The 12,259-nt window shown below is 35.6% G+C and carries 8 protein-coding genes; 1 reads left to right on the top strand and 7 read right to left on the bottom strand.

Annotated elements, in window-relative coordinates; all coding sequences use genetic code 11:
* From CVU84_16970 to CVU84_16940, 7 genes are all read right to left on the bottom strand, one after another.
* Positions 1-2,370 (bottom strand): hypothetical protein (locus CVU84_16970; protein PKM93232.1); only part of this gene is annotated, 2,370 nt, incomplete at its 3' end.
* 387 nt (positions 2,371-2,757) lie between these two features.
* Positions 2,758-3,546 carry a photosystem reaction center subunit H gene (locus CVU84_16965; GenBank protein PKM93231.1) on the bottom strand — a complete coding sequence of 263 codons (789 nt, stop codon included), beginning with the start codon at positions 3,544-3,546 and terminating at the stop codon, positions 2,758-2,760.
* 59 nt (positions 3,547-3,605) lie between these two features.
* Positions 3,606-5,591: a 2-enoate reductase gene (locus CVU84_16960; protein PKM93230.1), complete on the bottom strand. Its 1,986-nt coding sequence runs from the start codon at positions 5,589-5,591 to the stop codon at positions 3,606-3,608.
* A 903-nt stretch (positions 5,592-6,494) separates the two neighbouring features.
* Positions 6,495-8,129, bottom strand: a complete 1,635-nt coding sequence (locus tag CVU84_16955) for a hypothetical protein (GenBank protein PKM93229.1) — start codon at positions 8,127-8,129, stop codon at positions 6,495-6,497.
* Positions 8,130-8,199: 70 nt separating this feature from the next.
* Positions 8,200-9,051, bottom strand: coding sequence for a hypothetical protein (locus tag CVU84_16950; GenBank protein ID PKM93228.1), 852 nt, complete (start codon positions 9,049-9,051; stop codon positions 8,200-8,202).
* Positions 9,052-9,127: 76 nt separating this feature from the next.
* On the bottom strand, positions 9,128-9,919 hold the full coding sequence (locus CVU84_16945) for a hypothetical protein (GenBank protein ID PKM93227.1): 792 nt from the start codon (positions 9,917-9,919) through the stop codon (positions 9,128-9,130).
* A 35-nt stretch (positions 9,920-9,954) separates the two neighbouring features.
* Positions 9,955-10,326 (bottom strand): hypothetical protein, encoded by a 372-nt coding sequence (locus CVU84_16940; GenBank protein PKM93226.1) that lies wholly within the window; start codon positions 10,324-10,326, stop codon positions 9,955-9,957.
* A gap of 120 nt (positions 10,327-10,446) precedes the next feature.
* Between CVU84_16940 and CVU84_16935 the strand changes: the two genes are divergently transcribed.
* Positions 10,447-12,258, top strand: coding sequence for a hypothetical protein (locus tag CVU84_16935; GenBank protein PKM93225.1), 1,812 nt, complete (start codon positions 10,447-10,449; stop codon positions 12,256-12,258).
* The last annotated feature ends 1 nt before the right edge of the window (position 12,259 follow it).

Genomic DNA, 12,259 nt, shown 5'->3' with positions numbered 1-12,259 from the left:
TCCACTGCTTACAACATAGTCCGTTGTCACTGTTAGGGCTGTTCCATTGAAGCTTACTCCTGTAACTGCAACTTCAAATCCTGCATCTGCTCCAAAGGTAATCTCAATGTCATGGTCCACATCATTGCTACTAGTGTCCGCTGTTAATGCTTTGGCATCAAGTGCGAGTGATTTTATTTCAACATTATCGAAAAACACACTATAACCATAATTAGATATCGCCAAAAAACCGACTCTAACATTTGATTCACCAGCATAAGCATCTAAGCTGATGGTATGTTTAACCCAACCTGTATCCCCAGTGATACGTCTTATTTGTGTGCCAAGATCAGTCCAGGTATTTCCATCATTAAGTGAAATCTGTGGTTGAATTGCATCATCAGCTCCATAATCATTTTCTGTACTATGAAACATATAAAAACTAAATTCATATGATCCACCTTCAGGCAGGCTGAAATTTCTAATAAGGTTTAATCTAGCTGATGCACCAGCATCAGATGAGTAGAAATCTGCCTTAGCCATGTATCCACCAGCATAAGGCGTAGCTGTTACTGAGTCTTCTGTACTCGTATTTGTAAAAGTCCAGTTTACATTTGAACCCATACTGTTAACAATCTGCTGTCCCCAATTACTTGGTATACTGCCTCCATTTTCAAAACCTTCATTAATTGGAAGCATAATATTATCCGCTTTTATATGTCCATTATTGATTTGAATCTCTGTAAATTTAACCACTTCTCCGAGGTTATCAACATCATAAATCTGTAAATACTTCCCGACTACAACACCATTGGAAATATCACTTCCTGATACATAATTATCAATGAAATTCACACCGGATGAAGGCGCTGTATCCCCTGCTTCAACATACCCTACTGACGCATCGGTTATATTCACGACAAATCTATCTGTTGTCATATCGCTAATAACTGCTTTCGTAGTTCCTACGATATTTCCTTGCAATAGATTCAAGGGCAGTTGTGGCGCCAATGGATTTGTTGTAAAAAGAATAGGTTCTCCGTAAGATGTCCCTACTTCATTCACTGCATAAGCTCTTACATAATAGGTCGTGTTTGGCGTAAGTCCTGATAAATCAACACTAAATACACCAGTTCCGCTTGTAGATGCAATAACCGTTGTAAAACTATTCTCAGCACTTTTCGTGTACTCTATACCCTTCTCAGAAATGGTGCCATAACCTGTTGAAGTAACATCTCCTCCAACAGTTCCCGTTGTAACTGTAAGTGCTGTAGCATCAATCGTTACAGCTACAGGCGCTACGCCTTTAATAAATGGATAATCATTATTAATTCCCGATTGAAGTATCCATGTATTCCCTGCAAAATCCCAAACACTATCATCATATGTACCTTCTAATTTCAAATCTGCAGATGATGTTGCCGTAGTTCCTGTTTCTGATGGTCCAGCAACCGAATCCAGCTTACCTATCCCATTTGCAGCAACACCACTAAGATAATAATTGCCACTTACATTTACTGCATCCGTAATATTACCGATTATAGCCCCCCCTTCAGATCCTGCACCTACAGTAACAGTCCCTGTTGAGTAACAATTTGAAAGCACATTGCTATAACCGAAACCAACGATACCACCTGCAGAAGCCATACCTGTACCACAGCTGACGTTACCTCTATTAAAAGAATTATCGATGGATCCCCAGTTTGAACCTGCGATACCACCCGAATGAGGCTTAGAACCCGAATCATAATTACTGGACGAAACAGTTGCAGAATTTGAACAATATTTTATACTCCCACCATTACTCCCAACAATACCGCCTATTGTATCATTCGTTGCACCAATGATTGAACTTGTACCAGTTACATGACAGCGCTCAATCAATGTAGTTCCTGTAGTCATCCCCGCGATTGCACCAATAGCAGCTTGGTTTTGCACCTGACCACCCGTAAAACTAACATTATATAAAGTCACATTTTTTATTGTCGCATTGGTGGTATATCCGAACATGCCCAGGTAAGCCACGTTGCCATCATTATGAGTCATATTACTAATTGTATACCCATTACCGTTATAAGTTCCTGTAAACGGTGTCGCATTGTTTGGTCCAATAGGTGTCCAAGCAAAACCAGACAAGTCAATATCTGCCGTCTGCAAAAGATAGCTTGATCTTGCAATATTATTTTCAAAAACCCAAGTAAAGTCTGATGTTTCATTAATAATATAGGGTTTTGTTTGCGTTCCATTAGCGCCATTGGCGTTTGGCAAATCTCCAGCTGCATAGACTACATTCGCACCAAAATTCAAACCTACCATATTTCCACAAATCATTATTATGATCAGTAAATAGACAAAACTTTTATTACCTGTTTTAGTATTTTTCATCCTCATTGTCTGTATCTCCTCTTCAAATTGTGAGTACTTTTAGAAACGCCAAATAGCTCGAGATATTGCTTATGAAATATAAATTGATATTTTTTAACAAATTGCCCTCATACTCAACTTACATTTTATTCGCTTTTTGGGATTGAGTCAATGAATTATTGGTTTTTATATTTGTTATAGTCTTTTCCTGAACAACTTAAAATGTGGCATAATGAATAATAGCCTCCCTAGTATAAGAATTTATAAAAATTGTCTGAAATAGGCATTTTTACTGTCTACATATGGTTTAGAATCTTAAATACTATGGCTCATTAAAAAGATGCTTCTACGCATTAACGTGAAAGCATCTTCTTCATTTAGTCTTTACTTACTGAGCAACTCGTAATTTCATGCTTACTTGTTGCATTTATCCTTTAACTCTTGTCTATCAAGCCAATATGCCGTACGGTTATAATGCTTATGTAGTCTTGTCTCATAGTTTCGATCTAGTATAGATGCTTCTGTGTACTCTGGTGACTGTTTTATTTCTTCACAGCTAAGATTTACAAATACTTTTAACTCATTCCAACTAACGCTCTCTATCCACTTTGGTGAAATGAGAAGTTTTCTTCCAAATAGCCATTTTTTTGTGTCGATTTCTAAATATTGTATATCCCAAGTATCATCATCTATAATAAAATCATCAACGTGACCGATGGTATCATCTAGGGCTTGAATATTGTATCCGCTCACATAATGTGTGCTACGTAAATTCGGATCCCATTCATTCGCCTCTTTATCATTTTTTACGAACTTTTCGTCGTAATTTTTAATAGGTATGTAAGGTATCGGTGCCCCAGTTCCTCCATATCCCATCCCAGCCACTGCTATGGGTGATTCAAAATATCCATGGAATTCCACCTGGAATTGATTTGAGACTGGCTTATCACTATCCAATGCTGGGCTGTTTTCAATCTGACTTTTAGTCAGATTAATAGTAATGTACTCCTCTTCTTTATTAATGGAGACTATAAAATTAGGTGAAATTAACACTTTTCTACCCGTTAACCAGTTTCCTGTATCAGCAATCAGATATTGAATAGCCCAGGTTCGATCGTCAAAATAGAAGTCTTTCACTTTTCCAATTTCCCCATCAAGGCTGTTTAATGTATAATTCTTTAGTATTTTAGCTTTGTTTAACATATAATTACTCCTTTTCTATTCAAGTTCAGTTGAAACTAACCTTGAATAATTAGATTAACTTACAGTTCTCTTGCTATTTGGTTAGCATCCCATATTGCATACATAATATTATGTACATTACGGGAATCACCAACATTGTAAACAATCTTATTTGAACCTACCATTGTGTCATAAAGATCTTTTTGAGAACTATATCCCACAGCAACGATGACAGTATCTGCCTTTATTTCTTTCTCTCCATTTGGTGTTTCCACTAAGACGGAATCATCCATTATCGTTTTTATGGATGAGTTACGATACACTTCCACTTCGTTAAAGACTAAGAGATCTTTGAGCATATCATAATTTGCAAAGCACATATCTTCTCCGCCACCAAGTATCTGTGGTTTTGCTTCTACAATTGCAACATTTTTACCCTGCTGACGTAGCCACAATGCTGTTTCACAACCAACCAAACCTCCACCAACAAAGACAATATTGTCACCTGCTTTTTTGTTATCTTTTAGTATTTCATCTGCTGTATATATATTATTTTTATTACCTAAGTCTAGTTTTATAGGTTTTGAACCAGTTGCAAAAATAACAACATCCGCATTGGATTTTTCAATCATTTTTTTATCAGCTCTAAAGTTGAGCTTAATATCCACTGGAAGTTTCTCAAGCTGTACCGTGTACCATTTTAAAAGTGCACGATCATCTTTCTTGAAATCAGGTACAGAACCCACAATAATATTGCCACCCAGTTGGTCGCCTTTTTCCACAAGCGTGACCTGATGACCCCGCATCGCACAAACTCGTGCTGTTTCCATACCTGAAAGACCACCACCAATAATCAATACATTTTTCTTATCTACAGCTGGTATGATTGCCAAAGATTTTTCTCTACCACAGGCTGGATTTACTGCACATGAAAGTGGTAAACCATGAGCAAGTCTATCTAAGCAACCTTGTTGGCAAGACAAACAGGGACGAATGTCTTCTAGTTTTTCAGTACGAATTTTTTCTGGTAAATAAGGATCTGCAAGCAGAGGCCTGCCATATCCGATAATATCACATGATGTGCCAAGTGCCTCACAGGCCATTTCTGGATTATCCATTCTTCCTGCAAGAATAATTGGAACATTTACATTTTCCTTTAAAATTTTACCAAATTCCCGATACATACCTTTTTCAAAGTACATAGGCGGATGACTCCAATACCATGAATCGTAGGTTCCTGCATCTACATTTAAAAGATCATAGCCAGCCTTCACTAAGATTTTAGCGGCTTCAATACCTTCCTCAATATCCTTTCCCTTCTCAATAAAATCCTCACCAGGTAACGCACCTTTACGAATTTCTTTGACAAAGCTCTTCAAACTGTAACGTAGCGATACTGGGAAATCCTCGCCGCAAGCAGCCTTAATACCTTTTACAATATCAGTAGTAATCTTTAATCGGCCTAATAAATCTCCGCCATATTCATCTGTACGTTTATTATATAGGGAAATAGCGAACTGATCTAAAAGATATCCCTCATGTACAGCATGAATCTCAACACCATCGAATTTTGATTCCTTTGCAACAACAGCGCTGGCAACAAAAGATGCGATCAATTCCTTGATTTCATCAACTGTCATCGCTCTATGTATAATAGATGGATCCCATCTGTTTTCCTGTTTTGATGGGGCAATGCCCTTTTCCATTAAATGTGGGATTATAACTCTACCAAATCCCGCAGTAAGCTGAAGAAAGATTTTAGAATCATAAGCATGAATTCTTTCATTCATAGGAGCGCAAGATTTTGCAAACATTAAGGGCTGATATGTGGCACAAGGCATTACCAGCGGTACAAATTCGTTATAGTTTACATTTGTAACACCTGTAATAATGAGTCCTGTACCACCTTTTGCACGTTCAATGTAATACTCCTGAGCGTTTTCAGAAAATCCGCCACAGGGATCTGACATTGCTATCATTCCCAAAGGGGCCATAGCAATACGATTTTTCAAGGTAAGTTGACCCACCTTAAGGGGTTCGAAAAGTTTTTGATATTTATTAGTCATGATTAATCCTCCTATTAGATTAAAATTTGTGCGTGTTCAGCATATAGCAAAGCTTCAGATACTGTAAAATAAAGTATCCATCGAAATGTTTGAAATAGTTCTTTATGAAATTTTAGTTGAAAGGCAGTTGGGAATATCATGAAATAGATGACCGAAAACGAAATCTATAAGAGATACATAATTCAAAAATATCTTGATGAGCGGTATGCCATCCAAGTATTTGAGAAACAAGAATTTGCCCTACGTATAGGTACAATAATAAAGAAATGAAACAAGTTTAACATCAACTTAATTATTAAGACTCAGTCACCTTTATAATATCGTGTGGACTAAGACTTACTTATAGTATAACACAATAAACGCGTAAATACAAAGAACGCCGATACTATAACATCATCTCGCTCTATTAAATATTCATAAACATCTTCACGAACTGCGGTTTCTAGCTGATATGTAATCTCAACAGCGTTGCTTCGAGACACCTTCATCACTATAGGATTTGGTTGACCCACTACTCTAACAAAAATCTTATATTATTGTTTTACATTTATTATACGTATTGTAACAAAATATCTTATATTAAACAATCCTTATCTCAGAACATCCTATTATTATAGTCCAAAATTTTTATCTTTAGCCATACAAGGGATTTAATAGAGACCAAACCAAAATTATTTATTACAGGTTGAACAGTTTTAGCCATACCATTGAGAAAAGGGGTGGTACATATGGAGACATTTTATATTTTGTGAACTCTGATAACAATTGTTACTGGAACTTTCTGCAAAATCAAACGCCCTTGGAAATCTTAATTCGTAGATTTTCCAAGGACGTTCCTACCGATCTCAATCAGTCTATTTTTACCACATTAATATTATCAAAATAACAAATTTAAGGGATTGTTTATTCAATGCCAGTAACTTTTTTATATACTCGTAAAACAGTCATATAAGCCTGCTGACGTTGATAACCGCCTTTTGGATCGAATCTGTTATTTCCAACACCACTCATGATTTTAGTATCAAAAACGAATCCGATATATGGCTTAGCCCAATTTGCAATATTATCTCTATCTGCAAATATCGGCATCGTAGCATCAGTCTTTTCACCGAGTGCAAAGGCAGTTGCTGTAAGCATTTTAGCAGCTTGTTCTCTTGTAATTGGATTGTTAGGATCAAAAGTTGTATCAGATGTCCCTAAAACGATTTGAAGCGCATACGCCGCCATGATATCTTTTCTCGCCCTTTCAGAAATCGAACCAATGTCTGTAAAAGGTGTTGATGTTGGAATCTCTATACCCTTTTCAGTGAGATATTGCTCAATTGTCATTTCTTGTGCTTGTTCAATACAGGTGATGGCCAGCGTACAAAATTCGCTTCTATTCACAATTTTTGTATATTCACTTTGCATAGAAACAGGCACAAGTTTACGATACTCAGCTTCTCTAACCTCTGCTAAAGCCCAAGGTGCTGGGGCATCAATTAGGTCAGTTGCTGTTTGTCTTAATTCATTCTGACTACTTTGAGTTGCTTGATAGACGCCGTCTTTTCTCCCAGCAGTCCAAACTGTATTGTCCGTTTTTGCAATAACCTTATGTTGATATCCAACTGTAATACTGCTAACTTTATCCGCCCATTTTACAGGCACTGAAAGGTGACTACTACCTAAGCTCTTGTTATCATTATTTCCCCACGCCCATAATGTATTGTCCCTCTTTACTGCAAAAAAATAACTATTTTGCAGAGCTACATGTAGTACATTATCCATTATTTTAATCGGTGATAAAATAGGTCCTTCAATTTCATTGGTACCATTATAGAATTTTCCATCGTAACCTGTGCCACACATCCAAAGGGTACTATCTTTACGAATTATCATGGTATTGGTGTTATCACATGCTACAGACTGCACATCCTCCATTATTTTTACAGGCTCTAATACCGGATTGGTATGTCCTACACCAAGTGAACCATCTGTTCCTGTCTTATTATCACACCAACCCCAAAGTTCATCATTTTCATTAATAAAAAAATGATCAGTTCCGTTTGTTACGACAGATTTCACTTTTTTATCATGAGCTATTTTCTCGAATTCTTTATCCTTCATTAAATAAAGACTACCCTCTTGAGTGCACATTAAAATTGGCCCAGCATAGTATTCATCCATAGAAACCATTTCTACATTATCCATGAGTTTTGCTGGCTCAGTGGAGTTTTTCATTCCAGCAGGTTTTCCCCAGTACCAAAGTGATCCATCTTTTTTAATAGCCATGACTGCGTATCTATTCACGGAAACACTCTTTACATCATAAAACAATTTAATTGGTTCAGAAGTATAATCGGTTTTGCTACTTCCCAAAACTCCCTTATCATTTTTGCCAAATCCCCAAAGTGTTCCATCTTTTGTGATATAAAACGTTGTTCCCCATCCTGCAGCGATAAAACTATTTTCGCCCATAGCATACACCGGTTGAGGAATTGTAACACTAGCTATCATAATAACCATTGCTATTATAAATGAACCCATCTTCCTTTTCATACTACTTCCTCCATTTTCATGAAAAATATATTGTTGTATTTCAATTAAGGCATTTTTTCAGTCCTACCAATTATTTATTGTTAACAGTAATCGATATCGCCGGATCGTTATTTCCGGTATTTAACTGAGCAACCCGTACAACGATCTTCCACCCCTTAACTTCCCCTTCGAAGGTCTCAGAAACCATAAGATCCGAGGTGAAATTTTTTGCTTTTAATCCTAGTTCATTATTGTAGAATTCTACTGCTGAATGATAAGCATAAGCGGGTAATACAAGATCCACAAATCCACTGCCGCTAGGCGCTAGGGAGCACTCAATTATTTTAGCATCTGGATAGATTGGCACGACATCTGATGGATACTTGTTATCGAGTGGTACTTCTACCGCATTTTCATAGCTTATTTCTATAGATTCATCTTCTTCTTCCACATATTCTTCCTCAGAATCATCCCCTGATTGCGTTTTATATTTGCGCATAGTAATAAATACCTGTGTGTTATTACCTGCATCTGTAATCGTAAGTCCATTGATATGTATATCATCAATATCCATTCCTTCAAAATAGGATTCTTCTTCTCCTATGCCAGATTCGTCCATTTCTTCTATGCTACTCATATAAAATCCAACTACATTATCGTACGCGGCATCAACCGAATAAACGACCGTAAAGCCATCCTCGCCAAATGTATCAGCATCTATTACTTTAGCATTTTCATAAAAGGGTATTTCCTGCGGAAATCCTTTTGGAAGATCTGAGGGAATTTCTCCACTTAGGCTCATTTCCATTTCACCTTGAATTTCACCTTGAACTTCATCTACACTTTCATTTTCTATAGTGCTACTTTCCTTTTTCCCACAAGCAGTAAACACGCCTACCGCTAAAACTACCATAAAAGAAATCATTAATAATCTTTTTAACATCTCGTTCTCCTCTTGAATTATAAAATTTAAATATTATTAGTACGATGTATTAGGTTTTTCTGTTTAACTTAACATTTCACAATTCCCACCACGGCGGCATATTTTCACCAGTATTTATATAGTCATACCATTCTTCATTATAGCCGGTGGGATAATCAAAAACTCTTTCATCCGTAATTGTCTGCAAAAAATCTGAAAATTCATAGGTTGTCGTTGCTTGATTGTTAATAGAGTACTCCATCTTCTTCAAACTATTTTCCTTCATAAAAAATCGATAAATAATTTGTTGTTCCACATCCTGCACAAAAGGTAGCCTATATTCATAAATAATGTAGTCCTCTTCTGACACAACTGTGGATGGTGTGTTATTTGTTGCATCCATCATTTCATAAAGTAGAAAGTCTTCTGCCGGTGCAAGATAGCTTTTGATCATTTTATAATCATCCATAATATAGTGAACATGCCCTTCCATTTCTAATTCTCTAATACCTGATTCGTCTCCCTTCATATTATCGGCTTGAAAAATAACAACAGATTTATCACCCATTTTATAAAATGAACCGTTCTTTCCTTCATACCTGTCATTCGTATAAACTATATAATGGAAAGATAGTGCTTCTGCATTGCCTGTCATAAGGTTTAAAAATTGATAGGGTGTGCACTTATCCGTTGATAGATCTTCTTTCTCCGCCAATGGTTTGAAGTTTTCTTCTGTCTCTACAACTTGTTCTAACTGAGTAGCACCTGTCGTATTAGCAACCTCAGTATCTTCTTTAATACTTGTCGTAAAACTACTTTTTACGCATCCTGTTGATAGTGCTATGATTGATATATACAAGCCCCATATAATAAATATTTTACTAATCATTTTTCACCTCCTTAGTCAAACCCTATTATTGTTATTTAAGTTAAGTCAACAATTCTTGCATCTTGGGCATACCTCTTAAATATTTCCAATTTTTCTATACACAGCTCTTTTTGGTCAAACCCTTCACTATACATTATAATTTCACCGGTAATGCTGATCATCATAAAAATATATTCTCCACTTTCATTACAGCTAATATCGAAAAGAGGATTTAAGTGATGAGGATGCTGCAAGTCATTAATAGACGCAAATTTTGCTTCATCTCGAATTTTTGATACACAGACTTCTAGGTAAGACCTCTCTAAAAAGCTTTGTGAGACTGCAACAGTTGCATTGTTTGGATCTTTAAAAACAAAGTAGAACTGGCCTACAGCATTTCTTTTTATTTCAAATGCACCTCTTAACATATCTCTCACCACCCTTATTTAATTCTTAATTCTTTCTTTATTCTACTAGATGTAATTAGTCTACTCTAGTGCCATTAGGGTATAATATATCCTTACCTGCTAATAAAAAAGTCATTATTCGTGACCATGCAAGTCACAAAAATGACTTCTGAAAGTATAAATTGTAAATGTACGAATCCTTTGTTAAAATATAATTTATACGGAGGTGAGCCCATGGAAATTTCTGACAAGCTAGCTTATGAGATATATACGATCATTCAATTTCATGTTATTGCTGTATTGCTACTGATAAGTTTTACGTCTTATATCTATTTCAAAGCGAAAAAAACACCCCTACTTTTCAGTTATTTATCTGTTGTAGCGATGATCTTATTATGGATGATTTCAAAAATTTTTAAAACCGTTTCTCCAACCGAACAGTTGAGATGGTTTTTTATTGTTACCCAATATTTCGGCGTTCAGTTTTTAGGGTTCTTTTTAATCGTTTTTGCAAACCTTTATCGAACTAATAAATTACCTCAACCAAAGACGCTTATTTTATTAGGAATACCTTCTACCATCAGCTTTTTGATTGTCCTAACAAACCCATATCATATGTTGTTTTATTCCTATTATGATTTTTATAAAGATCGATTCGGCCCATTATTCCTTCCAACACAAGGTTTTCAATATTTACACCTCATTATAGGTGTTATACTATTATCAAGAGACTTTATCAATCAACCAAGCTTTATACATAAAAAAAAACTAGGACGCTTTTTTTCCATGCTTATCCTACTCCCGATTATGATTAACATTTACTATCTGTCTTTTAAATTTACGGATCTTAAATGGATTTTTCCTTTTCCAATATTTGATATTACACCTATTTCCATAACGCTTACACTTATATTATTTATGATTCCTGCAATCAAATACCGGTTTTTAGATATTTCTCCAGTGTCTTATCAACATATATACGATAACATGCCCCATGGCATAGTTTTCATCAATCCAAAGGGACATTTATATTCCTATAACCAAGTTTTCAAAAAAAATTTTATACTTTGTTCTACGGATGTCAAACTAAAGGATATCTTGAATTCTATGCCATATCATAAGTCTGATAATCAGGAGTTGTTTGAAAATTTTGTTATGAGCTCAGGTTTTGATATTGATTCTTATGTATTAAAACTTCAAGATAATACATGCTATCGAGTGATGAAAAAAGAAACGACCTCCAAGCATTTGTTACTTTGTTTTGTAGATATTACTGCTCCTATCTTATTGAATGAGCAACTTCACCTAAAAAACAGTGAACTTGCGGCTACAAATCAAAAGCTTGAAGCTTTAGCATCTGCTACTCGAGAACTTGCCATCACACGTACAAAAACACATATTGCTCAAAATGTTCATGATATTTTAGGTCATAGCCTCATTGTTGTGATTGGTACCATTAATCTAATTATAAAAGACCAAGATACAGCTACCACTATGATACGGCTTGAACAAAGCAAAGAACTACTTATCAATAGCTTATCTGATCTTAAAAATTCTATTCGTGGTAAGTCTTTTAAATTAAAAGAAACTTCATTAATGAAGGCCATCTCATCTCTTCAAAATAGTAATATCCAGGTTGATTTTGTATCTCATGGCACACCTTATGAATTAGATACGAGACAAACAGAGGCAATCTTTAGACTCTGTCAAGAAGCTGTTACCAATTCTATTAAGCATGGAAAAGCGACAACAATACATATTATCTTACGCTACAAAACAGATTATATTGAAGTCTTTGCAATTGATGATGGCGTAGGTTGTTCATCCATCCAGAAAAGTTATGGATTAAACGGTATTGAAAACAGAATCTTACAACTAAAGGGTAACGTACATATTGGCTCAGATGGAAAAAAAGGTTTCAATATCCATGTTCAAATTCCAAAAAGACAATAGC

It is taken from the genome of Firmicutes bacterium HGW-Firmicutes-1 (assembly GCA_002841625.1).
Taxonomy (GTDB): Bacteria; Bacillota; Clostridia; order Lachnospirales; family Vallitaleaceae; genus HGW-1.
This window is presented reverse-complemented; position numbering and strand designations above follow the sequence as displayed.